General features: G+C 73.6%; 20 protein-coding genes. 14 read left to right on the forward strand and 6 right to left on the reverse strand.

What is annotated here, in order from left to right; translation table 11 throughout:
- Positions 1 to 143 precede the first annotated feature (143 nt).
- Together ACWGPE_RS11630 and ACWGPE_RS11635 are read left to right on the forward strand one after the other, a co-directional pair.
- Positions 144 to 1031 carry an amino acid ABC transporter permease gene (locus tag ACWGPE_RS11630; RefSeq protein ID WP_452048749.1) on the forward strand — a complete coding sequence of 296 codons (888 nt, stop codon included), beginning with the start codon at positions 144 to 146 and terminating at the stop codon, positions 1029 to 1031.
- Positions 1028 to 1804 carry an amino acid ABC transporter ATP-binding protein gene (locus ACWGPE_RS11635; RefSeq protein ID WP_304504449.1) on the forward strand — a complete coding sequence of 259 codons (777 nt, stop codon included), beginning with the start codon at positions 1028 to 1030 and terminating at the stop codon, positions 1802 to 1804. The genes ACWGPE_RS11630 and ACWGPE_RS11635 overlap by 4 nt, the downstream gene beginning before the upstream one ends.
- Positions 1805 to 1834: 30 nt before the next feature.
- On the opposite strand, the gene hrpA is transcribed toward ACWGPE_RS11635, so the two are convergent.
- On the reverse strand, positions 1835 to 5839 hold the full coding sequence (hrpA, locus tag ACWGPE_RS11640) for an ATP-dependent RNA helicase HrpA (protein WP_452048750.1): 4005 nt from the start codon (positions 5837 to 5839) through the stop codon (positions 1835 to 1837).
- 81 nt (positions 5840 to 5920) lie between these two features.
- Here hrpA and ACWGPE_RS11645 point away from each other — a divergent pair, with 81 nt between their 5' ends.
- The 5 genes from ACWGPE_RS11645 to pnuC all read left to right on the forward strand — a co-directional run bounded on the left by ACWGPE_RS11645 (position 5921) and on the right by pnuC (position 10610).
- Entirely contained in the window at positions 5921 to 6685 is a 765-nt protein-coding gene (locus ACWGPE_RS11645) for a DUF1684 domain-containing protein (RefSeq protein WP_452048751.1), read from the forward strand.
- 78 nt (positions 6686 to 6763) lie between these two features.
- Entirely contained in the window at positions 6764 to 7591 is an 828-nt protein-coding gene (locus ACWGPE_RS11650; protein ID WP_452048752.1) for an aldo/keto reductase, read from the forward strand.
- A gap of 3 nt (positions 7592 to 7594) precedes the next feature.
- A complete protein-coding gene (locus ACWGPE_RS11655) occupies positions 7595 to 9502 on the forward strand; it encodes a thioredoxin domain-containing protein (protein ID WP_452048753.1) in 1908 nt (635 codons plus the stop codon).
- On the forward strand, positions 9499 to 9921 hold the full coding sequence (locus tag ACWGPE_RS11660; RefSeq protein ID WP_275505604.1) for a DUF3054 domain-containing protein: 423 nt from the start codon (positions 9499 to 9501) through the stop codon (positions 9919 to 9921). Before ACWGPE_RS11655 ends, ACWGPE_RS11660 begins: the two co-directional genes overlap by 4 nt.
- On the forward strand, positions 9918 to 10610 hold the full coding sequence (gene pnuC / locus ACWGPE_RS11665; protein WP_376931333.1) for a nicotinamide riboside transporter PnuC: 693 nt from the start codon (positions 9918 to 9920) through the stop codon (positions 10608 to 10610). The genes ACWGPE_RS11660 and pnuC overlap by 4 nt, the downstream gene beginning before the upstream one ends.
- A gap of 23 nt (positions 10611 to 10633) precedes the next feature.
- Here the strand turns inward: pnuC and ACWGPE_RS11670 are convergent, their stop codons facing one another.
- Complete coding sequence (locus tag ACWGPE_RS11670; protein WP_231430309.1) at positions 10634 to 10966, reverse strand: hypothetical protein; 333 nt, start codon at positions 10964 to 10966, stop codon at positions 10634 to 10636.
- 194 nt (positions 10967 to 11160) lie between these two features.
- On the opposite strand from ACWGPE_RS11670, the gene ACWGPE_RS11675 reads away from it, so the two are divergent.
- From ACWGPE_RS11675 to ACWGPE_RS11695, 5 genes are all read left to right on the forward strand, one after another.
- The gene (locus ACWGPE_RS11675) at positions 11161 to 11763 is read left to right on the forward strand and encodes an RBBP9/YdeN family alpha/beta hydrolase (RefSeq protein WP_231430310.1); all 603 of its coding nucleotides are present in this window, start codon (positions 11161 to 11163) and stop codon (positions 11761 to 11763) included.
- Between the two features lie 70 nt (positions 11764 to 11833).
- Complete coding sequence (locus ACWGPE_RS11680) at positions 11834 to 13396, forward strand: DUF7059 domain-containing protein (protein ID WP_452048754.1); 1563 nt, start codon at positions 11834 to 11836, stop codon at positions 13394 to 13396.
- Positions 13397 to 13529: 133 nt separating this feature from the next.
- Positions 13530 to 14462 carry a DnaJ domain-containing protein gene (locus ACWGPE_RS11685; protein WP_231430312.1) on the forward strand — a complete coding sequence of 311 codons (933 nt, stop codon included), beginning with the start codon at positions 13530 to 13532 and terminating at the stop codon, positions 14460 to 14462.
- Between the two features lie 55 nt (positions 14463 to 14517).
- Positions 14518 to 15819 (forward strand): M18 family aminopeptidase, encoded by a 1302-nt coding sequence (locus ACWGPE_RS11690; RefSeq protein WP_452048755.1) that lies wholly within the window; start codon positions 14518 to 14520, stop codon positions 15817 to 15819.
- Positions 15820 to 15905: 86 nt separating this feature from the next.
- On the forward strand, positions 15906 to 16421 hold the full coding sequence (locus tag ACWGPE_RS11695; protein WP_231430314.1) for a rhodanese-like domain-containing protein: 516 nt from the start codon (positions 15906 to 15908) through the stop codon (positions 16419 to 16421).
- A gap of 57 nt (positions 16422 to 16478) precedes the next feature.
- On the opposite strand, the gene ACWGPE_RS11700 is transcribed toward ACWGPE_RS11695, so the two are convergent.
- The 3 genes from ACWGPE_RS11700 to ACWGPE_RS11710 all read right to left on the reverse strand — a co-directional run bounded on the left by ACWGPE_RS11700 (position 16479) and on the right by ACWGPE_RS11710 (position 19166).
- Positions 16479 to 17384, reverse strand: a complete 906-nt coding sequence (locus tag ACWGPE_RS11700) for a sulfurtransferase (RefSeq protein ID WP_452048756.1) — start codon at positions 17382 to 17384, stop codon at positions 16479 to 16481.
- 128 nt (positions 17385 to 17512) lie between these two features.
- Positions 17513 to 17710 carry a hypothetical protein gene (locus tag ACWGPE_RS11705; RefSeq protein WP_231430316.1) on the reverse strand — a complete coding sequence of 66 codons (198 nt, stop codon included), beginning with the start codon at positions 17708 to 17710 and terminating at the stop codon, positions 17513 to 17515.
- A 61-nt stretch (positions 17711 to 17771) separates the two neighbouring features.
- The gene (locus tag ACWGPE_RS11710) at positions 17772 to 19166 is read right to left on the reverse strand and encodes an L-serine ammonia-lyase (protein ID WP_452048757.1); all 1395 of its coding nucleotides are present in this window, start codon (positions 19164 to 19166) and stop codon (positions 17772 to 17774) included.
- A gap of 192 nt (positions 19167 to 19358) precedes the next feature.
- On the opposite strand from ACWGPE_RS11710, the gene ACWGPE_RS11715 reads away from it, so the two are divergent.
- Both ACWGPE_RS11715 and ACWGPE_RS11720 read left to right on the forward strand, forming a co-directional pair.
- Positions 19359 to 20378, forward strand: coding sequence for an ATP-binding cassette domain-containing protein (locus tag ACWGPE_RS11715; protein WP_452048758.1), 1020 nt, complete (start codon positions 19359 to 19361; stop codon positions 20376 to 20378).
- Positions 20375 to 21190 carry an ABC transporter permease gene (locus tag ACWGPE_RS11720; protein ID WP_376931339.1) on the forward strand — a complete coding sequence of 272 codons (816 nt, stop codon included), beginning with the start codon at positions 20375 to 20377 and terminating at the stop codon, positions 21188 to 21190. Before ACWGPE_RS11715 ends, ACWGPE_RS11720 begins: the two co-directional genes overlap by 4 nt.
- A 63-nt stretch (positions 21191 to 21253) precedes the next feature.
- On the opposite strand, the gene ACWGPE_RS11725 is transcribed toward ACWGPE_RS11720, so the two are convergent.
- The gene (locus tag ACWGPE_RS11725) at positions 21254 to 24604 is read right to left on the reverse strand and encodes an AfsR/SARP family transcriptional regulator (RefSeq protein WP_452048759.1); all 3351 of its coding nucleotides are present in this window, start codon (positions 24602 to 24604) and stop codon (positions 21254 to 21256) included.
- Positions 24605 to 24629: the final 25 nt, after the last annotated feature.

Below are 24629 nucleotides of genomic sequence, written 5' to 3' on the forward strand. Positions count from 1 at the left end.
CCTCAACATCGCCCTCTAGACCCCCCTCCCCTCTGCCAAACCGCCCGCCGGGGCCGGCGGGGCCCCCCCCCCCCCCCCCCGGCTCCGGAACCGACACGCCCCCCGAGGCGATCAAGGCCATCAAGCTGCGCCACCCGTGGCGCATGGTCCTCGCCGTCGTGCTCATCGTGCTCGTCGTCCTCTTCGTGGTCGACGCGGCCGTCAACCGGCCGGTCTACAACTGGACCGAGGTCGGCAAGTACCTCTTCGACACGCGCGTCGTCGAAGCCGCCGGCTACACCCTGCAGCTGACCGTGTACTCGATGGTCATCGCGATCATCCTGGGCATCGTGCTCGCCGTGATGCGCCTCTCGCCGAACCCCGTCGTGAAGTCGGTGGCGTGGGTGTACCTGTGGCTGTTCCGCGGAACCCCGGTGTACGTGCAGCTCGTGTTCTGGGGCCTCATCGGCGTCATCTACAAGTCGATCGACATCGGCCTCCCCGGCTCCGAGCCGTGGCTGTCGATCACGACGAGCGACCTGCTGAGCTACTTCGCCCTCGCGGTCATCGGCCTCGCGCTCAACGAGGCCGCCTACATGGCGGAGATCGTGCGCGCGGGCCTGCTCGCGGTCGACCGCGGCCAGGAGGAGGCGGCGACCGCCCTCGGCCTCGGCTGGTGGCACACGATGAGCCGGGTCATCCTGCCGCAGGCCATGCGCGTGATCATCCCGCCGACCGGCAACGAGGTCATCTCGATGCTGAAGACGACCTCGCTCGTCATCGCCGTGCCGTTCACGCTCGAACTGTTCACGCGCACGAGCGACATCGCGGCGAAGACGTACCAGCCGGTGCCGATGCTGATCGTCGCGTCGATCTGGTACCTCGCGATCACGTCGATCCTGATGGTCGGCCAGTACTACCTCGAGAAGCACTACGCGAAGGGCATCGACCAGCGACCGGCCGTGCAGCAGCCGACCGTCGAGACGAGCGCGGTCGCCGCGGTCGACACGGAGGTCCCGCCGTCGAACCACCACGCCGGAGGAGGCGCATGAACGCCGCGGAGACCCCCATGGTGAAGGCCGAGGCGGTGTCGAAGTCCTACGGCTCGAACACCGTGCTCCGGTCGATCTCGCTCGAGGTGAAGCGCGGCGAGGTGCTCTGCCTCGTGGGGCCGTCGGGCTCGGGCAAGTCGACCTTCCTCCGCTGCATCAACCACCTCGAGACCGTGAGCACCGGACGGCTCTCGGTCGACGGCCAGCTCGTGGGCTACCGCCAGCACGGCGACAAGATCTACGAGCTGCACCCGAAGGAGGCCGCGAAGCAGCGTCGCGACATCGGCATGGTGTTCCAGCGCTTCAACCTCTTCCCGCACATGACGGCCGTCGAGAACGTGATGCTCGCACCGACGCTGCTGAAGAAGGGGCTGCCGAAGTCGCAGGCGAAGGCGCGCGCGCTCGAGCTGCTCGCCCGCGTCGGCCTCGCCGAGCGCTCCGACTACTACCCCTCGCAGTTGTCGGGCGGGCAGCAGCAGCGTGTCGCGATCGCCAGGGCGCTCGCGATGGAGCCGAAGCTCATGCTGTTCGACGAGCCGACCTCGGCGCTCGACCCCGAGCTCGTCGGCGAGGTGCTCGAGGTCATGAAGGAGCTCGCGAAGAGCGGCATGACGATGATCGTCGTGACGCACGAGATGGGCTTCGCCCGCGAGGTCGCCGACACGCTCGTCTTCATGGACGGGGGCGTCGTCGTCGAGTCGGGCGACCCGCGAGAAGTGCTCTCGAACCCGCAGCACCAGCGCACCAAGGCGTTCCTCTCCAAGGTGCTCTGAGGCGCATCCGCCCCGAAGGCGCTCGTCGGCTCAGCCGGCGAGCGCCTTCTGCACGCGCTGGACCGAGACGGTCTCGGCCGTGCGCAGCTCCTGGGCGAAGAGGCCCACGCGCAGCTCCTCGAGCATCCACCGCACGCGCACGAGCACCGGGTCGGCCTCGGCGTCGATCGGCAGCGTGCCTCCGGCCTTCTCATAGGCCGAACGGGCGACGTCGAACTCGTTCATGAGCTGCCGGTCGCGTCCGGGGTTGTCCACGAGCTTGCGCACGCGCGCCGTGATCGCCTCGAGGTACCGCGGCAGGTGGCGCAGCCGCTCGAGCCCCGTGGCCGAGACGAACCCGTTCGGCACGAGGGCGGCGAGCTGCTCGCGGAGGTCGGCGAGCGCCGCCATGAGCTGGATGCTCGACGCGCCCGAGATCGCCCGGTCGGCCTCGCGGGCCGCTCTGAGGATCCGGGCGACGAGCGACACCGTCTCGAACAGCCGGTCGACGATCGTGGCCGCGACCGCGTCGCGCACGGCATCGAACTCGGCTCGCGTCCGCAGGAGCCCGTCGGGGTGGCGGGCACGCAGTTCGGCGTCGACGCAGGCGGCGAGGCAGTCGTCGAGCAGCGCGCGGGTCGACGGGTACGCGCTCGCGGCGAGCGCGAGCTTCTCCTCGTTCGAGAGGTGCTCCTGCACATAGGCGACCGGCGTCGGGGTCGAGAGCACGACGAGCCGCCGGATGCCTCGCCGGAGCGCCCGATCGCGCTCCTCGGGCGTCGCGACGAGCCGGAGGGCCACCGCCTCGCGCTCGTCGACGAGTGTCGGATAGGCCCGCACGACGTTGCCGGCCTGGCTCGTGTCGAGATGCTCGGGCAGCGCGTCCCACTCCCAGGCGGTGATGCCGCCGCGCTCGGCGAGCTCGGGGGGAGGGGCGGTGGCGGGCCGCGGGCCGCGCCGGTCGTCGTTCCGTGCGCCGCGTCCATTGCGGCGGTCGCCCGCGACGGCCGGGCGATCGCCGGGACCGCCCGACCCGCTCACGGCGCGCGCGACGGCGTCGCGCGTGCGGTCGGCGAGCCGGGCCTGCAGCTCGGACAGGTCCTTCGACGCGCCGAGCGCGCGGCCGCGCTCGTCGACGGCGCGGAACGTGACCCGAAGGTGCGGCGGCACGCGGTCGAGGTCGAAGTCGCTCGGGTCGACGGGCGTGAACGTGAGCCGCCGGATCGCCCGGCCGACCTCGGCGACGAGCGGTTCGCGAGGCTCGCCGCCCTCGGGGCCGTCCGGAAGCTCGGCGGCGATCTTCGCCGCCCACTCGGCCGCCGGGACGACCTGGCGACGGAGCACCTTCGGCAGGGAGCGCAGCAGCGCCGTGATGAGCTCGTCGCGGAGTCCGGGGACCTGCCAGTCGAAGCCGGTCGCCTCGAGCCGCGGCAGCAGCACGAGCGGCACGACGACCGTGACGCCGTCGTCGTCGGCACCGGGTTCGAAGCGGTACGCGAGCGAGAGGGTCTGGTCGCCCTGCCGCCAGCGGTCGGGGAAGCCGTCGTCGTGCGCGCGGTCGGTGTCCTCGCCGAGCAGGTCCTCGCGGCGCATCGTGAGGAGGTCGGGCGCCGTGCGCTGCGCACCGCGCCACCACCGCTCGAACGAGCGAACGTCGGCGACGTCGTGCGGCACGCGCGCCTCGTAGAACGCGACGACCGCCTCGTCGCCCGCGAGCAGGTCACGGCGGCGGGTGCGCTCCTCGACCTCGCCGAGCTCGCCGCGCAGTGCCCGGTTCTGCCTGACGAACGCGAAGAGCCGGCGATCGAGCTTCGAGGTGTCCCAGTCCTCGTCGACGAGGGCGTGCCGGATGAACAGCTCGCGGGCGAGCTCGGCGTCGACCCGGGCGAGCTGGATCCGCCGCTTCGCGACGATCGGCACGCCGAACAGCAGCACCTTCTCGTCGGCGACGGCCGAGCCCTGGCGGCGCTCCCAGCGCGGCTCGGAGTAGCTGCGCTTGGCGAGCGGGCCGGCGAGCTGCTCGGCCCATGCCGGGTCGATCGCGGCATTCGTGCGGGCGAAGAGCCGGCTCGTCTCGACCAGTTCGGCGCTCATGAGCGCCGGCGGTGGCTTCTTCGCGAGTGCGGAGCCGGGGAAGACCACGAAGCGGGTGTTGCGGGCGCCGAGGAACTCGGCGTCGCGGCGCCGTCCCCTGCGATCGGCGTCGCGCGCGCCGCCGCGCCCCGTCGACGTCGGTGCTGATTGGCGCAGGGCGTCATCACGCAGCCCGATCTGCGAGAGGAGACCCGCGAGGAGCGCCCGGTGGATGCCGTCGCCGTTCGGTTCGCCGGCCCGCTCGGCGACGTGCAGGCCGAGCGGCTTCGCGAGGCGCACGAGCTGGCGGTACAGGTCCTGCCACTCCCGCACGCGCAGGTAGTTCAGGAACTCCGACCTGCACATGCGGCGGAACGCGCTGCCCGAGAGCTCGCGCTGCTGCCGCTCGAGGTGGTTCCAGAGGTTCAGGAGCGTCAGGAAGTCGCTCGTCGGGTCGACGAATCGGGCGTGGGACCCGTTCGCCTCCTCGCGGCGCTCGAGGGGGCGCTCGCGCGGGTCCTGGACGGTGAGGCCCGCGACGATCGCGAGCACCTCGCGCGAGACGCCCTGCGCCTTCGACTCGAGCACCATGCGCGCGAAGCGCGGCTCGATCGGCAGGCGCGAGAGCTGGCGTCCGATGCGCGTGAGCTGCGGCCCGTCGCCCGCGGCGCCGTCGTCGAGCGCACCGAGTTCGCGCAGCAGCTCGAGACCGTCGCGGATTCCGCGGGCGTCGGGCGGCGTGAGGAACGGGAACTCCTCGATCGGGCCGAGCCCGAGGGACGCCATCTGCAGGATCACCGCGGCGAGGTTCGTGCGCAGGATCTCGGGGTCGGTGAACTCGGGCCGGCGCTCGAAGTCCTCCTCCGAGTAGAGCCGGATCGCGATGCCGTCGCTCGTGCGGCCCGACCGGCCGGAGCGCTGGTTCGCCGAGGCCTGCGAGATCGGCTCGATCGGCAGCCGCTGCACCTTCGAGCGCACCGAGTACCTGCTGATGCGCGCGGTGCCCGCGTCGACGACGTAGCGGATGCCCGGCACCGTGAGGCTCGTCTCGGCGACGTTCGTCGCGAGCACGACGCGGCGCCGCAGGCCCGCGACCTTCGACGGTTCGAACACGCGGTGCTGATCGGCGGAGGACAGGCGCCCGTAGAGCGGCAGCACCTCGGTCTCGCCGCCGCGACCGCCCGCATAGCGGGCCCGTACCGCCTGCTCGGCGTCGCGGATCTCGCCCTCGCCCGAGAGGAAGACGAGCACGTCGCCGCTCGACTCGCGGTCGAGCTCGTCGAGCGCGTCGATGATGCCGCGCTGCACGTCCTTGTCCTCGGCCGCGGCGCCCTCGTCCTCGTCGTCGTCGCCGATGCCGGCCTCGGCGACGAGCGGCCGGTACCGGACCTCGACGGGATACGTCCGGCCCGACACCTCGATCACGGGCGCGGGCTCGCCCGAGCCATCCTCGAAGTGCCGCGCGAAGCTCTCGGGGTCGATCGTCGCGCTCGTGACGATGACCTTGAGGTCGGGGCGGCGCGGCAGCAGCCGCTTCAGGTAGCCGAGCAGGAAGTCGATGTTGAGGCTGCGCTCGTGCGCCTCGTCGATGATGATCGTGTCGTACCGGCGCAGGTCGCGGTCGCGGTGGATCTCGTTCAGCAGGATGCCGTCGGTCATCACCTTGACGCGGGTCGACTCGCTCACGCGGTCGGTGAAGCGCACCTGGTAGCCGACGAGGCCGCCGAGCTCGACGCCGAGCTCCTCGGAGATGCGCTCGGCGATCGTGCGCGCGGCGATGCGGCGGGGCTGGGTGTGCGCGATCGAGGTCCGGCCGAGCTCGAGGCAGATCTTCGGCAGCTGCGTCGTCTTGCCCGAGCCCGTCGCGCCGGCGACGATCACGACCTGGTGCGACTCGAGGGCGCGCGCGATCTCGTCGCGCTGCGCGGAGACCGGCAGCTCGGCGGGATAGGTGATCACGGGGATCGGCGCAGGCGACGACATAGCCCTCCATCGTATGACGTGGTGGGTCGCACGAGGACGCCGAGCGCTGAACCGGGTCGCCGCGATCGGTAGCGTGGAGGCATGACGAGCGAACGCTTCGAGTCGGACTGGCACGACTGGCACCACGCGCGCGAAGCGCGCGCGACGGCCCCGCACGGGCTCGCCGCCCTGCGGCACACGCACTGGCTCACCGACGAGCCGGCGGCGGTGGAGGGCGCGCCCGGTCGCTGGGCGGCCCATGACGGCGCGGTGGTCGGCACGGGGCTCGCGGATGCCTCGGACGCGGTGCGTCTCGCAGCCGGCGACGAACTGGCGGTGGGTGCGACGGTGCTGCGCGCGTTCGAGCGCGACGGGGCGCTGGCGCTGCGCGTGCTCGACCCCGACGCCCCGACGCGCACGTCGCTCGCCGGCATCGACGCGTTCGCACCGTCGCCGCGCTGGGTCGTGCGTGCGAGCTTCGAGCCTGCGGCGGACGCGACGCTCGAGGTGACGAGCGTCGACGGGCACGCGTCGACCGAGCACGTCGCAGGCGTCGCCCGGTTCGACGTCGACGGCACCCCGATCGAACTCACCCTGACGCGGGACGCCGGCGGCCTCGGCGCGGTGTTCGCCGACGCGACGAGCGGCCACGAGGCGTACTGGTTCCGCTTCCTCGCCGTGGACGAGCCCGCGGCCGACGGCACGCTCGAGCTCGACTTCAACCGGGCGTACCTGCCGCCCTGCGCCTTCAGCGACCAGTACGTGTGCCCGCTGCCCTCGCCCGGCAACCGGTGGTCGGTCGCGGTGCGCGCGGGGGAGCGCCTGCCGGTGCGCCGCACGGTCGCGGCGGAGTCGCCCGCGGCGTGACCGGAGGCGGCCGTGCCCGGCTTCGCGGGCAGCGAACCGCCCTGTCGGCGCGAGCCCGGTCGTGATGGGATGGCGGGCATGACGGTTCCCCGCATCCAGCTCAACGACGGCCACTCCATCCCGCAGCTCGGCTTCGGGGTCTTCAAGGTCGACCCGAACGAGACCGAGCGGATCGTGACCGACGCGCTCGAGGTCGGCTACCGGCACCTCGACACGGCGCGCATCTACGGCAACGAGGCGGGCGTGGGCCGGGCGATCGCGGCATCGGGCATCGCCCGAGAACAGCTGTACGTGACGACGAAGCTCTGGAACGACGACCAGGGCACGCAGTCCGTGCACGACGCCTTCGATGCGAGCCTCGAACGGCTGGGGCTCGACTACGTCGACCTCTACCTGATCCACTGGCCGAGCCCGGCCCGCGACCGGTACGTCGACACGTGGCGCGAGTTCGAGAAGCTCCGCGACAGCGGTCGCGTGCGTTCGATCGGCGTCTCGAACTTCCTCGTGCCGCACCTCGTACGACTGCTCGACGAGACCGACGTCGTGCCCGCCGTCGACCAGATCGAGCTGCACCCGGCCCACCAGCAGCCGGCGACCGCGGCGTTCGCCGAGGAGCACGGCATCGCGATCGAGGCCTGGGGGCCGCTCGGGCAGGGCAAGTACCCGCTCTTCGAGCAGCCCGAGATCGCCGGACCGGCGGCGACGCACGAGAAGACCCCCGCCCAGGTCGTCGTGCGCTGGCACCTGCAGCGCGGGCACATCGTCTTCCCGAAGTCGACCCGTCGCGAGCGCATGGCCGAGAACTTCGACGTGTTCGACTTCGAGCTCGACGATGCCGAGATGCAGGCGATCACGGCGCTCGAGCGCGAGGGCCGGGTGAGCGCCCACCCCGACGAGGTGGACTGACCGATGGGCCGACGCCTCGCCGACGCCGTCAGCCCGTACCTGCGGGCCCACGCGGGGAACCCCGTCGACTGGTTCCCCTGGGGCGACGACGCCTTCGACGAGGCGCGCGCGCGAGACATCCCCGTCATGATCTCGATCGGCTACGCGACCTGCCACTGGTGCCACGTGATGGCCCGCGAGAGCTTCGACGACGTCGAGACGGCGCGCGTGCTCAACGAGCGGTTCGTCGCGATCAAGGTCGACCGCGAGGAGCACCCCGACGTCGACTCGAGCTACCTGGCCGCCGCCTCGGCGTTCACGCGCGAGCTCGGCTGGCCCCTCACGGTCTTCGCAACCCCCGACGGGCGAGCGTTCTACGCGGGCACGTACTTCCCGCCCGCTCCGCAGCGCGGCATGCCGTCGTTCCGGCAGGTGCTCGCCGCGGTCGACGAGGCATGGCGCGAACGGCGGACGCAGCTGACCGACACCGCCGACGCGGTCGCGGGTGCGCTCGCCGACGCGGCGTCGGCCGAGACGGCAGGCGCACTGCCGACGACCGCTCGGCTGGCTGACGCCGTCGAGGCGCTCGCGGCGCAGGAGGACCGGGTGCACGGAGGCTTCGGCGGGGCCCCGAAGTTCCCGGTGGCGCCGGTGCTCGACTTCCTCGCGCGGAGCGGCGCCGACGGCCGAGCCATCGCCCGCCGCACGCTGCGGGCGATGGCGGCGTCGCCGCTCCGCGACCCGGTCGACGGCGGGTTCTTCAGGTACGCCACCCGCGCCGACTGGAGCGAGCCGCACTACGAACGGATGCTCACCGACAACGCCCTGCTGCTCGCCGTCGCGGCCGACCTGGCCCGCGACGACGCAGTGCTCCGCGAGGTCGCCCGCGACACGTCGGCGTTCCTCATCGGCACGATGCAGCTCGCGTCGGGCGGGTTCGCCGCCGCGCAGGACTCGGAGAGCATCGTCGACGGCGTGCGCACCGAAGGCGGTTACGCGCAGGCCGACGCCGAGCGACGGAGGTCGCTCGAGCCGCCCGCGCTCGACGAGAAGGTGCTCACGGGCTGGAACGGCCTGGCGATCGGTGCGCTCGCACGTGCGTCGGGCGCCATCGGCGGGCAGGACGGCGATCGAGCCCTGGCCGCCGCGCGCCGGGCCGCCGACTTCGTGATCGGCCACCACCTCGCCGACGGCGCGATCGTCCGGGCCTCGCGCGACGGCCGGGCGTCGGCCGCCACCGCGGCCCTCGAAGACCCCGGAATGCTCGCCGGGGGACTCATCGACCTCGCGCTCGCGAGCGGCGATCCCCGGTACGCCGAGGTCGCGCGCGAACTCGTCGACGCCGCGATCGACGCGGCCCGGCCCGACGAGACCGTGCCCTTCGCCGTGCCCGGCGGGCCCGATCCCGTGCTCGCCGCGCGCGGCCTCGCCCTGCCCGGTGACCCCGCCGAGGGCGCGACCCCGTCGGGCGCGACCGCATGCGCGCAGGCGGCGTGGCGGCTGTGGCTGCTCGGTGCCGGCGATCGATATCGGGCCGCGGCCGTCGCGGCGATGGAGCGCGTCGCCGCCGTCGCCGTGCAGCGTCCGATCGCGTTCGGCGCTTCGCTCGGGCTCATGGCCGACCTCGCCGCGCCCGTCGTGCAGCTCGTGACCGTCGTGCCCGGCGCGGCGACCGGTGGCGCGGCCGCCGCGGCCCCGCAGGAGGCCGAGCTCGTCGCCGAGAGCCGTCGGCACGAGGCATCCATCACGGCCGTCGTCACGGAGGAGGCGGCCCGACGGTTCGCGGATGCCGGCTTCGACCTGTTCGCCGGGCGCGACCTGCGCGACGGCGCCGTCGCGGCCTACCGGTGCCGCGAGTTCGTCTGCGCGCTGCCGGTCGTCGACGCCGCCGCGCTCCGGGCGCTCGCCGCGCTCCGTACGATGGAGGCATGAGCGGAACCGTCGCCGGATCGGCGAGCCCGAACCGGGCGAGCGCGCGAACGATCCTCGTGAGCCTCGTCGTCGACCTGGCGCTCGTCGTCGTCTTCGTGCTCATCGGCCGTCGCAGCCACGCCGAGGCGCTCGACGTCGCCGGCATCGCCGCGACCGCGTGGCCGTTCCTCGTCGCCGTGCTCGCGGGATGGGGCCTCGCACGCGCCTGGCGCGCGCCGACCGCGCCGTGGCCGACGGGCGTGATCGTGTGGGCCGTGGCCGTCGTCGGCGGGCTCGCCCTCCGGGTCTTCGCCGGCGACACCGCGCAGGTCGCGTTCATGATCGTCGCGGCGCTGACGCTCGCGCTCCTCCTCATCGGCTGGCGTGCGATCGTCGCGCTCGTGCGCGCCCTCCGCGGACGCGCCAGGACCGTCGCATGATGCTCGAAGCCGCGGCGGCGCCCGGCCCGATCGAGTGGCTCTTCGACGCCCAGCTCGTGATCGGCGGACAGGTGATCCTCTGGCGCGAGATCGTGGGCAACCTGTTCGGGCTCGCGTCGGCGCTCGGCGGCATGCGGCGCAAGGTCTGGGCGTGGCCCGTCGGCATCATCGGCAACGCGCTGCTCTTCACGGTCTTCATGGGCGCCGTCTTCCACACGCCGAACCCGGTCAACCTGCTCGGGCAGGCCGGACGGCAGCTCATGTTCATCGGCGTCTCGATCTACGGGTGGATCCAGTGGTCGAGGCACCGGCACACGTCGGCGAACGCCGTCGACCCGCGCTGGGCGACCGGGCGCGAGCGCGTGCTGCTCGTCGTGGCGATGATCGGGGGCACGCTCGTGCTCACGCCCATCTTCAGCGCCCTGGGTTCGTTCGAGCCGGTGTGGGCCGACGCGTGGATCTTCATGGGGTCGCTGCTCGCGACGTGGGGCATGGCGAAGGGCTGGACGGAGTTCTGGCTCATCTGGGTGGCCGTCGACATCGTCGGCGTGCCGTTGCTCGTCTCGGCCGGCTACTACGCCTCGGCGCTGCTGTACCTGTTCTACGGCGCGTTCACCCTGCTGGGGTTCTTCACCTGGCTGCGGGTGCAGCGACGGCGCGAGGCGGCGTCGGGGTCACCGGCCGCCTGAACGCGGGTGCCGCCGGCGGCGCGTCACCAGGGCGCGGGCACGCGGTCGAGCAGCGCCCATACCGCCCCACTGAGTTCGGGGTGCTCGAGGGCGATGCCCCGCAGCAGCTCGAACTCGAACCTCGCCGCCTCGCCCGGGCGTGCAGCCGGGTGGTACGCGCGCGACCGTGCCGGACCCCAGGTCTCCGACTGCAGGCGCTCCTCGCGCAGCGTCGCGACGACCTGCTCGTCGACGGAGGGCAGGTCGGGCAGGAACATCCACGGGTCTTCGCCGAGCCGGCAGCGCAGTTCGATGAGCGCGGCGAGCTCGTCGCGTGCGTCTCGACGCAGGCGCTCGAGCACCGATGACTCCGCCATACGCGCCCTCCCCTCGCCTTCCACGATCGTAAGCCCACGCTACGCGCACCGTGTGACGGGCGGGTTACGGGGCGCAATGCCAGATGACCCGCAGATGACGGCTCTGTGACATTCGCCCGTGCACGTCGCCGCGCGAGGCGCTTGACTGATGGCCGCGGCCGGCGATCACGGCCGGACGAACGACGGGAGACGACGTGGGCGAGGTGCTCATCCTGCACGGCTGGCAGAACCATCGACCCGAGGGGCATTGGCAGCGCTGGCTCGCCGAAGAGCTCGACGCCCGCGGCCACGACGTGCGGTACCCGCAGCTGCCCGATGCCGACACCCCGGTCCGTGCCGGCTGGCTGGCCGCACTCGAGGCCGAGCTCGTCGGCACGACGCCGTCGCAGCTCACCGTCGTCGCGCACAGCCTCGGCTGCGCGCTGTGGCTCGCGTACGCGGTCGCCCGGCGCGAGTCGGGGCTCGACGACCCGGCGGCGGCTCGCGTCATCCTGGTCTCACCGCCCTCCGACGGATTCCTCGAGCGGACGCCCGAGATCTCCGGGTTCCTCACCGCCGACACCGGTGAGGATGACGCGGTCGCGGCGGCGCTCGCGGCGGCGAGCATCGCGGCACCGATGGTGGTGCAGGGCGATGACGACCCGGTCAACCCGGCTGGAACGGTCGCCTTCGCCGAGGTCTTCGGGCTCGAGCGCGTGACGGTGCCGGGCGGCGGCCACCTCACGATCGGCGACGGGTACGGTCCGTTCCCGCTCGTGCTCGACCTCGTGCTCGACCCCGGCTCGCCCACCGGATGACCGGCGCGGCACGCGACCGCGATGAGCCCCGTCACCGCACCCGTGCGGTCTCCGCTGCTTGAATGGTCCGGTGGACACCGCACGCACCCCGAAACCCCTCAGCCGCCTCGCCGAGGACCTGCGCGCCGTCGACTTCACGGTCGACGCGCTCGACGGCCTCTGGGGCGGGGCTGCGGCTGCGGCGCTGCACCGGGGCGAACGCGTGCCCGCCCGGCGAGTGCTCGACGGCCGCCGTCGCGCGCACGCCGGCGGTGCGGTGCTCGCGACCCTCGCCGAGCTCTTCGTGCTCGGGCTGCCGGTGCCGGCCGACGAGGCGGCCGAGGCCCTGCCGCGACTCGGTCTCGACGACGCGGTCGAGCTCGGGCTGATCCGGCGCGACGGCGATCTCGTCGTCGCCGCCCTCGACCTGCGCCCCTACGCGTTCGGCGACGCGCACGGCGAAGCGCACTGGTGGATCCTCTCGGATCTCGGCGAGCTCGCGCTCGGACACGCGCTCGGCGAGCACCACGTGCTCGGGGTCGGCGGCGCCTCGACGACGCTCTCGGGGCTCATGCTGCCGACGCCCGCCCGACGCGTGCTCGACCTCGGCACCGGCTGCGGCATCCAGGCCATGCACGCGTCGCGATTCGCCGACGAGGTCGTCGCGACCGACATCTCGGAGCGGGCGCTCGAGCTCGCCCGCATGAACCTCGAGCTCAACGGCATCGAGGGCGTCGAACTGCGCCTCGGGAGCCTGTTCGAACCGGTCGCCGGCGAGCGGTTCGACCGCATCGTCTCGAACCCGCCGTTCGTCATCACGCCGCGCACCGAGGGGGTTCCCGAGTACGACTACCGCGACGGCGGCATGGTGGGCGACGCGCTCGTCGAAGCGGTCGTGCGCGGTTGCGCCGAGCACCTCGAGCCCGGCGGCACCGCGCAGCTGCTCGCCAACTGGGAGTATCGCGGCGACGACGACGGGCTCGAGCGCGCCGCGGCATGGGCGCACGGACTCGACCATTGGATCGTCGAGCGCGAGGTGCAGCCCGTCACGGAGTATGCCGAGACGTGGATCCGCGACGGCGGCACGAGGTCGGGTACCGCGGCCTTCGACCGCCTCTACGACGCGTGGCTCGACGACTTCGCGGCGCGCGGGGTCACCGAGGTCGGCTTCGGGTACGTCGTGCTGCGACGGCCGGTCGGCGGGGATGCCTCGGCCGCGGCATCCGCGACCGACGGGCTCGCCCGGGTCGAGCGCCGGCACGGCGCGATCGGGTCGAACCCCGCGGGCCTCGGCGGGCACCTCGCGCAGTGCCTCGCGGCGCACGACCGGCTGGCGTCCCTCGACGACGGGGCCCTCGCCGCGCTGCGCCTGACCGTCGCGGGCGACGTCACCGAGGAGCGCCACTACTGGCCCGGCGACGCGGACCCGACGGCGATGCTGCTGCGGCAGGGCGGCGGGTTCGCGCGCACGATCTCGCCCGGCACGGCACTGGCCGCACTCGTCGGCGCCTGCGACGGCGAACTCGCGGTCGGCGCGATCGTCGCCGCACTCGCGCAGCTGCTCGAGGTCGACGGGGCGGCGCTCGCCGCAGAGCTGCTGCCGGAGGTGCGGGAACTCGTCGACGACGGCTTCCTGCTGCTGCCGGCGGACTGACGCACCGGTCGGCGCGGATCGGAGCAGCGGCATGCTCCTCCGGGCCGACCTGCGCACGGCGCCGACACCGACGAATTCAGAGGGCCGGCCGATTCGTGCGCGGTATTCTCGTGCTCGCAACGAAAGCGAGCCAATGCCCGAGAGCCCCCTGTCAGCGTCGCCCTATGAACTGCTCGGCGTCGCAGCCGACGCCGACGAGGCGACCCTGCGCGCCGCCTACCGCCGGGCCCTGCGCGAGGCGCACCCCGACACGGGCGGCGACCCCGCGAAGTTCCACGCGGTGCAGTCGGCGTGGGCGCTCGTCGGCACGCCGGCGGCGCGGGCCGCGTTCGACCGCGGTCGCGGCACGGTCGGCACCGCGCCGAGTCGTGAGGCATGGGCGCCCGCCGCGCCCCGGCCGCGGCGCGACTCGCGGCCGCTCGCGCGGTCGTACGGCCACCCAGGCGGGCTCTCGCGCGAGCGGTACCTCGAGTCGATCCGCGAGTGGGTCGGGCGGGGCGCCTCGCTTCCCGATCCGTACGACCCGGCGCTCGTGCGCGGTGCGCCCCGCGGCATCCGGCACCTCCTCGCCGACGCGCTCGCCGAGGAGGCGAGCGCCCGGGCGCTCGCGACGCTCGGCATCGCGTACACGATCTGGCACGACGTCGCGACGGATGCCGCGGGGCACGGCCTGCCGCCGAAACTCGACCACCTCGTGCTCGGTCCCACGGGGCTCTTCGCGATCCAGTCGGAGGACTGGGGCGGGCCCGTCGCGCTCAAGCGCGGTGAACTCGTCGGCGAGGCGCTCGCGGGCGAGCGGCCGTTCAAGGCGCTCGCGGCGCGGGCCAAGGCGATCGGACGGGCAGCGAAGGCGAAGCCGACGGCGCTCATGATCGTCGTGCCCGACGACCACGCCGGCGAGCCGCTCGAACTCGGCGGGTCGGTGCGCGGCGCCGTCGTCGCGCTCGTCCGGCGTTCGCGTCTCGCGAGCGCCGTGCGCGAGGGCCTGCCCGGATCGGCGCACCTCGGCGGCACCGAGGTCATGGAGGTGCGCTCGCGCCTGCAGGCGGTCGTGCGGTTCGCCTGAGCCCCCGGTGGCCGCCCGGTTCGCCCGCCGCCCGTTCGCGGTGTTGGATGGAACCATGCCAGCTGACGCCGCCGCCGCATCCGTGCCCGACCTCGACGCCCACATCGCCGACTTCGCCGACTTCGTGCAGGCCTCGCCCTCGTCGTACCACGCCGCCGCCGAGGTCGCCCGCCGTCTCGAGGCGGCCGGGTTCGAGCGGCTCGACGAGACCGCCGAATGGCCCACCGGTCCCGGGCGTCGCGTCGTCGTGCGCGACGGTGCGGTCATCGCGTGGATGCAACCCGACGGCGCCGTGCCGACCACGCCGTACCGCATCCTCGGGGCGCACACCGATTCGCCGTCGTTCAAGCTGAAGCCCAACGGGCAGACGGTCAGCGAAGGCGTGCTGCAGGCCTCGGTCGAGGTCTACGGCGGGCCGCTCCTGAACTCCTGGCTCGACCGCGAGCTCGAGCTCGCGGGCCGCATCGCGACCGACGACGGCGCCGTGCACCTCGTGCGAACGGGGCCGATGCTGCGCATCCCGCAGCTCGCGATCCACCTCGACCGCGAGGTGAACTCCAAGGGCCTCCTGCTCGACAAGCAGCGCCATACGCAGCCGGTCTGGGGGGTCGGCACCGGTGACGACGCCGACCTGCTCGACGAGCTCGCCGCGTTGGCGGGCGTGCCCGGCGCGGCGATCGTCGGGCACGACGTGCTCGTCGCCGACACGGCCGCGCCGACCCGCTTCGGCCGCTCGGGCGAGCTGTTCGCCTCGGGCCGCATGGACAACCTGACCTCGGTGCACGCCGGGCTCGTCGCGCTCCTGCGGGCGCCGTCCGACGCGGAGCACGTGAGCGTGCTCGCCGCCTTCGACCACGAGGAGCTCGGCTCGGAGTCGCGCTCGGGCGCGAGCGGGCCGTTCCTGGAGGACGTGCTCTCCCGCATCGCCTCGGGCCTCGGCGCCTCCGACGACGAACGCCGACGCGCCCACGCGGCGAGCTGGATCGTCTCGTCGGACGCGGGACACGCCGTGCACCCCAACTACGCCGACCGTCACGACCCGGCGAACCGCCCGGTGCTCGGTGGCGGTCCGCTGCTGAAGCTCAACGCGAACCAGCGCTACGCGAGCGATGCGCTCGGCGGTGCGCTCTGGGCCGGCGTGTGCCGTGCCGCGGGCGTGCCCGTGCAGCGGTTCGTGTCGAACAACGCGATCCCGTGCGGATCGACGATCGGTCCGCTCTCGGCGACCCGTCTCGGCATCCGCACGGTCGACGTGGGCGTGCCGCTGCTGTCGATGCACTCGGCCCGGGAGCTCGCGCACGTCGACGACCTCGCGGCGCTCGGCGCCGCTGCGACCGCCTTCTTCGCCGGAGCCTGAGCACCCGCGAGCGGTTGGCGGGAAGTCGCGCCGCGTTGGCGCGATTTCCGTCCCGCCGACGGCGCTGGGCCTGCCAGTCTGGGCGCATGACCGACACGATCACGACCTCCTCGATCTTCCGGACCGCCGCCGACTCCGAGTCCGCGATCCGTCACTTCGAGGGCCGACTCGCGTTCGAGACGGATGTCTCGGACGTCGCCGCCGAGCTCGCCGCTGGCGCGCCGGGCTTCGTGCTCGTCGACACCCGCAACGAGGCCGCGTGGGCGCAGGGGCGGGTGCCCGGCGCGGTGCACCTGCCGGGTCGCCGCATCGCGGGGGAGGCGGCGGCGCTCGTGCCCTCCGGCGTTCCGGTCGTCGTCTACTGCTGGGGGCCGGCGTGCAACGGGGCGACGCGAGCGGCGCTCGAGTTCGCCCGGCTCGGCCATCCGGTGAAGGAGATGATCGGCGGGTTCGAGTACTGGGTGCGCGAGGGCTTCGCCTACGAGACCGACGAGGGGCTCGCGCAGCGGGTGCCCGACCCGCTCACGAACGTCGCCTCGGCGGGGCTCGCCGGTTCACCGGTGACGGCCGCCGAGGCGGCCGGCATCACCTGCGCCTGCTGAGGCGCACGGCGGTGCGGCGCTCGTCGCCCCTCGCCGGTCGCGACCGGGGACATCGGGTCAGGCGAGGGCGACGAGCGGCGCCTCGGGGTCGGCGAGCCACTCGTCGAGCGACCCGTCGTAGACGGCGACGTCGGGATGGCCGGATCGCCGGAGCGCGAGCGCGGTGCCCGCTGCGGCGATGCCCGCACCGCAGTAGACGACGAACCGGCCCGTCGCGGCGTCGGCCGCGTCGACCGCCGGGGCGAGACGTTCGGCGAGGGCGTCCCCGTGGAGCGCGACGCGCGTCTCGCGGTCGACGAGCGAGCCCACGGGCACGTTGACGCTGCCCGGGATGTGGCCCCGCCGCGCCCGCTTGCCGGTCTCGCCGCGGAAGTCGCCCCGTGGCAGGGCGCAGACGAGGGCGGAGCGCTCGTCGCCCGCGACGATGCGGCGCACCTCCTCGCGGTCGGCCCAGTAGCCGGGCTGCACCGTGAGGCGCAGCGGGCCGGCGGCGCGCGGCTCGCGGTACCCCGTCTCGACCTCGCGGCCCTCGGCCCGCCACCGCTCGAAGCCGCCGTCGATCACGGCGACGTTCGCGAAGCCGGCCGAGCGGAGCAGCCACCAGAGGCGGGCGGCCCAATGGCCGATCGACGCGTCGTACACGGCGACCGCGGTGCCGTCGTCGATGCCGAGGCCGCGTGCGGCCTCGGTGAGGCGGTCGAGGTCGGGGCGGGTGAACGCGAACGGGCTGCCCGGGTCAGAGAACTCCTCGAGCAGGTCGGCGAAGACGGCGCCGGGCAGGTGCCCGGCGATGAGGTGATCGTCGAGCCCGCTCAGCCAGTGGAATCCCGTCGCCGCGTCGACGCCGAGCACCGTCGCGTCGACGACGACGAGTCGTTCGGCGTCGTGGTGTTCGGCCACCCAGCCGGTCGAGACGAGCGGGCCGGGCACGGTGAGCGGATCCGAGGTCGCGTCGAGAGTCATGCCGGCCACGCTAGGCGCCGCTGCCGGCCGGCGCGGCCGGACCGCAACAGGCCGTCACGAGGCGTAGCACGGCGACGCGCGTGCCGCGCGAACGGCTGCGGCCGCGCGGTGCACGAGCCGGCGGCGGCTCAGCGGAGCGGTCCGCGCCGGCTCTCGAGCCAGAGCGTGTGCTCGCGGAGGCCGTTGCGCACCGCGGCCTTGATGATGAGGTAGCCGATCCACAGCATCAGGGCGAGCACGGCGAGGTAGATCACCACGCCGATGATGAGGCCGATGAGGCCGGCGCCGAGGAAGAAGTTCGGATCGATCGTCGGGTCGCTTTCCATGGGGCCACCATGGCAGAAACGCGTCGGGTCCGGGAGGGTCCCCGAGTGGGGGACACGCAGGTCAGCACTCGATGACGTTGACGGCGAGGCCGCCCTCGCTCGTCTCCTTGTACTTCGTCATCATGTCGAGGCCCGTCTGGCGCATCGTCTCGATGACCGTGTCGAGCGAGACGAGGTGCGTGCCGTCGCCGTGCAGCGCGAGCCGGGCCGCCGAGACCGCGGTCGATGCGGCGATCGCGTTGCGCTCGATGCAGGGCACCTGGACGAGTCCGGCGACCGGGTCGCACGTGAGGCCCAGGTGGTGCTCCATCGCGATCTCGGCCGCGTTCTCGATCTGCTGGGGGGTGCCGCCGAGCACGGCGCAGAGCGCACCCGCCGCCATCGCGCACGCTGAGCCGACCTCGGCCTGGCAGCCGCCCTCGGCGCCCGAGATCGACGCGTTCTTCTTGACGAGGCTCGCGATCGCCGACGCGGTCAGCAGGAACCGGCGGATGCCCGCCCGGTCGGCGCCCGGCACGAAGCGCAGGTAGTAGTGGCCGACGGCGGGCAGGATGCCGGCCGCGCCGTTCGTCGGCGCGGTCACCACCCGGCCTCCGGAGGCGTTCTCCTCGTTGACGGCGAGTGCGAAGGCGTGCAGCCACTCGGTCGACGTGTCGCGGTGCGCCGTCGACTCGATCTCGTCGCGGTCGTAGGCCTCCAGGCGCCGGCGCACGTCGGGTGCGCGCCGCTTGACGCGGAGGCCGCCGGGCAGCGTGCCCTCGGTCTCGAGGCCGTGCTCGACGCACTCGGCCATCGCGTCCCAGATGGCGTCGAGCCCTGCGTCGATGCCGGCCTCGCCGTGCACGGCGATCTCGTTGTGCCTGGCGACGTCGCAGAACGAGACGCCGTGCTCGTCGCAGAGGGCGAGCAGTTCGGCGGCGTTGGAGTAGGGGAGCGGATGGCGCAGGGCCTCGGCCTCGGCGGCGGGGTCGCCGTCGCGGCGGATGAAGCCGCCGCCGACGGAGTAGTAGGTCTCCTCGGCGATGGGCAGCGGCCCTTCGCCGAACGCCTGGAGCGTCATGGCGTTGGGGTGGCCGGGCAGGCGCGTGCGCGGCTCGAGGGAGATGTCGCTCTGGCGCAGCCGCACGGGGTGCGCGCCGAGGAGGCGGATCTCGGCGCCGGTGTCGCGCGCGTCGGCGAGGCGGGTCCACGCGTCGCGCACGTCGGCGGGGTCGCAGTCGTGCGGCTCGAGGCCGGCGAGGCCGGCGACGACGGCGTCGGGCGTGCCGTGCCCGAGGCCGGTCGCGCCGAGCGAGCCGTAGAGCGAGCACGACACGCGCGTGACGTCGCCGAGCACACCGCGGGCATCGAGCGACTCGACGAACATGCGAGCCGCCCGCATGGGGCCGACGGTGTGCGAACTCGAGGGGCCGATCCCGATCGAGAACAGATCGAGGGCGGAGACGAACGCTGTCACCCCTCAAGGGTACGTCGCACGGCGCGCACGGATGCCGCTGCGGTTCGAAGAATCGTGCGTCGACCGCCGATCTCGCGCACATCCGCGGCAGTATCCGCGACCACGCGGCGACGGCGCACCGACGGCACCGCGACAGTGCCCCGACAGCACCGCGACAGCGCGCTGCGAGCGCGCGGCGGAAGCATGGCGTGCATGGACATCACCAACACCCGAGCCCGGGGAGACTGGGCGATCGAGGCCGACGGCCTCGTGAAGAACTTCGGCGAGCACCGCGCGGTCGACGGGGTCGACCTGCGGGTCGCCACCGGCACCGTCTACGGCGTGCTCGGCCCGAACGGGGCCGGCAAGACCACCACGATCTCGATGCTCGCGACGCTGCTGCGCCCCGACGCCGGCACGGCCCGCGTCTTCGGCCACGACGTGCAGCGGGAGGCGCAGGTCGTGCGCCAGCTCATCGGCGTCACCGGGCAGTACGCCTCGGTCGACGAGACGCTCTCGGCGACCGAGAACCTCGTGCTCTTCTCGCGCCTGCTCGGCCTCGGCCGGCGCGACGCGAAGCGCAAGGCCGGGGAGCTCCTCGAGGAGTTCGGGCTCACCGAGGCCGCCAAGCGGCCGCTCAAGCAGTTCTCGGGCGGCATGCGCCGTCGGCTCGACCTCGCGGCGAGCCTCATCGCACAGCCGCCGCTCATCTTCCTCGACGAGCCGACGACCGGCCTCGACCCGCGCACCCGCGCGCAGATGTGGGAGACGATCCGACGACTCGTCGCGACCGGTTCGACGGTCCTGCTCACGACCCAGTACCTCGACGAGGCGGACCAGCTCGCCGATCGCATCGCGGTGATCGACCGCGGCCGCGTGGTCGCCGAGGGCACGGGCGACGAGCTCAAGGCCTCGGTCGGCGAGTCGAGCCTGCAACTGCGGCTCATCGACCCGCGCGACCTCGGCGACGCCCAGGCGGCGATCGAGCGCGTGCTCGGCGTGCACGCCACCGCGAGCCCCGAGGCCGCCCGCCTCACCGCCCCCATGCAGGACGCGGATCGCGTCGCCGAGCTCCTCGTCACGTTCCGCGACGCGGGCATCCACCTCGCCGAGCTCAGCGTGCAGAAGCCCACGCTCGACGAGGTGTTCCTCACGCTCACCGGCCACAGCGCCGAGCCCGAAGGGGCCGGCGACGAGGCATCCGATCTCGAACTCGAAGGAAGCCGCGCATGACCACCGCGACCATCGTGCCGGGCGCCGCCCGCACGCTCAAGAACCACGTCGGCTTCGGCCAGACGGTGCGCAACTCGTTCAGCATGGCCTGGCGGGGTCTCCTGAAGATCAAGCGCACGCCCGAGCAGCTCATCGACGTCACCGTGCAGCCGATCCTGTTCACCGTCATGTTCACCTACATCTTCGGCGGCGCGATCGCCGGCGATGCGATGACGTACCTGCCGTTCCTGCTGCCCGGCATCCTCGTGCAGACCGTCATCACGACGTCGGTCGTCACGGGCGTGCAGCTGCGGGAGGACATGGACAAGGGCGTGTTCGACCGGTTCCGCTCGCTGCCGATCGCGCGCGTCGCACCGCTCGCCGGCGCGCTGCTCGCCGACACGGTGCGCTACGGCATCGCGACCGTGCTCACCTTCGTCGCGGGGTACGTCATGGGCTACCGGCCCGAGGCCGGCATCGGCAGCGTCGTGACGGCGAGCCTCGTCGTGATCGTCGCAGCATGGTCGCTCAGCTGGATCTTCGCCTTCTTCGGCGTGATCGCGCGATCGGCCGGTTCGGTGCAGGGCATCTCGTTCCTCATCCTGTTCCCGCTGACGTTCCTCTCGAACGCGTTCGTGCAGGCCGACACGATGCCCGACTGGCTGCAGTGGTTCGTGAACATCAACCCGGTCTCGCACCTCGTGACCGCCGCGCGCGGCATCACGATGGGCACCGAGGTCACGGGCGACCTGCTGGCGACGCTCGTCGGCGCCGCGGTCGTGGTCGCGATCTTCGCCCCGCTCACGGTGCGCGCGTACATGCGCAAGGCGTAGACCGGTGCGGATGCCTCGGTGCGGGCGACGGCCGTCGGGTCGGCGCCCCGCCGGGGGTGACCGTCAGGCCGAGCCGACCGAACCGGGCGCGACGGGCGCTGCGAGCAATCGCAGCGCCCGTTCCGCGCGCTCGGGCTGGGTGAGGTCGGCGACGTCGGCGCGCGCCCGCTCGAGGGCGGCGGCGCCGGCGATGCGCTCGGCGGCCGCGAGGTGCGGCTCGAGTCTGAGCGCGGGAAGGTCCTGCCGGGGGTGCATCCGCTCGGCGAGGGCGAGCAGCTCGAGCGCGCGACCCCGCAGGTGCGGTCGGCGCATCGCCCACGCCGACCAGCCGAGCACCGCCGTGCCGAGCACGGGCTTGTCGGTGAACGCCGGCCACGCGCGGTGGAGCGCGATCGTGCGGTACCGGATGCGGGCGGCCCACCGGTCGGCGTCGTCGGCGTCGCGCTCGTCGAACACCGCCGCCGAGAGGAGATCGGCGAGCACCATCAGGTACCACGGGGTCGACCGCTCGTGGACGCCGAACGAGTCGGCGGCCGCCCGACCGTGGCGACGGGCGTCGGCCATGCGGCGATCCGCCCGTGCGAGCTCGGCGCGGCCGAGCTCGGCGACCGTTGCGAGCGCGAGGCCGTCGGCCGTGCGACGCTCGCTCGCCGCGAGTTCGTCGAGCAGCGGGCGCACCTCGTCGAACCGGCCCGCCGAGAGCAGGTTGCCCGCGCGCATCCACTCGAGCTGGAGCAGGTCTGGCTCCGCGTCGAGGGCGGCGAGGCCGTCGACCGCGACGGCCGACCAGTGCAACGCGCGCTCGGGGTCGCCCGACTGGCTGGCGAGCTGCGCCATCATCATCGAGCTCATCGACTCGGCCCATCCGTCGCCGAGGCGCCGCGCGAGCCGGTGCGCGCGCTGGGCGTGCTCGATGGCGAGTGCGGGTTCGCCGGCGTTCTCATCGAACTGGCAGCGCAGCAGCGCGCCGATGAGCGCCGTCGCCTCGTCGGCGGAGTCGGACATGACCACGAGGTCGGCGAGCGCGGCGTCGAGGTCGCGCGCGCCGATGACCCGCGCGACCGCGGCCAGCCATTCGGGCAGTGGCCAGCGATCGGCGAGATGCGAGCGGAGCCGTGCGAGCGCGCGCGTCGCGGCCGGTGCACCGTAGGCGAGCGACGTGCCGGCTGCGAACACCGCCGAGATCATCGCCGGCACCGCGAGGTCGCGTTCGTGCGCGCCGTGGCGGGTCGCCTCGAGCATCGCCTCACCGAACACGAGCACCTCCTCGTGCGCGCTGCGCACGTTCCAGAGGTAGCCGAGCGCGGCGTAGAGCCGCAGCGCGGTCGGCACGCGACGCTCGGCGTTGGCTCGGCGCAGGATCTCGACGAGGTTCTCCTCCTCGAGGCGCAGCACCCGCAGGTCGTGGAGCTGCGTCGAGCCGCCGCCGACGAAGTGCACGTCGGCGAGCCGCTCGGCCCACCGGGCCATCGCATCGTGCACGTCGGCGAGCTCGCCGGCCTGCGCGAGTCGGAGCTGGCCGAACTCGCGCACCGTCTCGAGCATGCGGTATCGGGTGGCACCCGTCAGCCGGTCGTCGCGCACGGTGAGCAGCGACTGGTCGACGAGACCCACGAGCACGTCGATCGCGCCCGCGCCGAGCACCTCCTGTGCCGCCTCGATCCCGAAGCCGTCGGCGAAGGTCGAGAGCCGGACGAGCCCGCGTTGCTCGTCGGGGGTGAGCAGCGCCCAGCTCCACTCGATGACGGCCTCGAGGGTGCGCTGACGGGGCGGCGCGCTGCGGTCGCGCCCGGCGAGCAGTGCGAAACGATTGTCGAGGCGGGCCTCGATCTCGGCGACGGTCATGCCGCGGGTGCGCGCCGCGGCGAGCTCGATCGCGAGCGGCAGGCCGTCGAGGCACGCGCACAGCCGCTCGACCACGTCGAGGGGGAGGGCGGCATCGGGGCGCACGGCGAGCGCCCGTTCGATGAAGAGCTGCGAGCCGGGCCCGGCTTCGTCGCCGACGCGCGCCGGCAGCGGTTCGAGCGGATACACCTGCTCGGCGCCGATCGCGATCGGGCTCCGGCTCGTCGCGAGCACGCGCAGGGTCGGCACCGCCGACAGCAGCTCGTCCGTGCAGGCGGCGACGCCGTCGACGACCTGCTCGCAGTTGTCGAGCACGAGCAGGGTCGGCGTGTCGGCGAGGCGCGCCTCGATGCGCTGACGAAGGTCGGGCCGGCTCGCGGCGTCGGAGAGCCTCGACGCACGGGCCTCCCTGAGGCCGAGCGCCGAGCCGAGCGCGAGCTCGACGTCGTCGTCGTCGCGGACGCCCGCGAGCTCGGCGACCACCACCGCCGGCGCGTCGGCTCGCGCCGCGACCGCCTGGGCGAGCCGAGTCTTTCCGAGCCCGCCTGCGCCGAGGATGGTGACCAGCCGGTGCCGGTCGAGCAGTGCGAGGATCGCCGGCAGGTCGTCGTCGCGGCCGATGAGCCGGTTCGGGGCGGCGCGCAGGCCGATCCGGGTGGGTTCTTCGGGGCGTCGGGGGGAATCGGCCGTCTCCGCGGGCGACGGGACCTCATCGGCCGTCGGTCGCGTCAGCTCGATCGTGACGGATGCCCCGGGCCGGACGTCCGCGACCGGGTCGACGCCGACCACGGGCGCGATGCCCGTGTCGGGATCGGCGAGCAGTCGCGCGTTGAGCTCGACGAGTTCGGGGCCGGGCGAGACCCCGAGCTCGTCGCGCAGCGTCGCTCGCACGCGGGCGAAGGTCGCGAGCGCCTCGGTGCGCCGGCCGGCGCTCGCGAGCGCGGCGATGAGCGAGGTGTGCAGTCGCTCGTCGAGCGGGCTGGCCGCCGCGAGCGGAGCGAGGGCGGTGATCGCCGCTTCGGCGTCACCGGCGTCGAGCAGGCAGCGCGCACGGAACTCGAGCAATCCGATGCGACGCGACGACGCACGGTCGGCGAGCTCGGCGCCGATCGGCGCCTGGCCGAGGTCGAGCCCCGGCTCGCCGCGCCAGAGGGCGAGGGCCTCGTCGAGCACGCCGATCGCGGCGCGGTGGTCGCCGCCACGGGCGAGCTCCGCGGCGTGCCCGCCGAGTTCGCCGGCGAGTCCGAGATCGGTCTGCGCCGGGGTCACGTCGAGCGCGTACCCGCCGGGGCGCGACGCGATGAGCCCGGTCGCGCTCGTTGTGCGCACCCGTGACACGAGCGACTGCAGTGCCGCCCGCTCGTTCTCGGGCCGGTCGTCGCCCCACAGGTCGTCGGAGATCGCCTCGAGCCCGTGCGTGCGACCCGAGGCACGCCCGTCGACCCCCGCGAGCGCGGCGAACAGCGCCTTCGCGAGCGCGCCCGCGGGCTCGATCTGCTCGCCCGACCGACCCTCGACGAGGACCGGGCCGAGCAGCGCGACGCGGAGGTCGCGGCGGTCGGTCAGCACGCGTCGAGCCTACCGGCGGCGACCG

The sequence above is a fragment of the Agromyces sp. NPDC055658 genome (assembly GCF_053618155.1).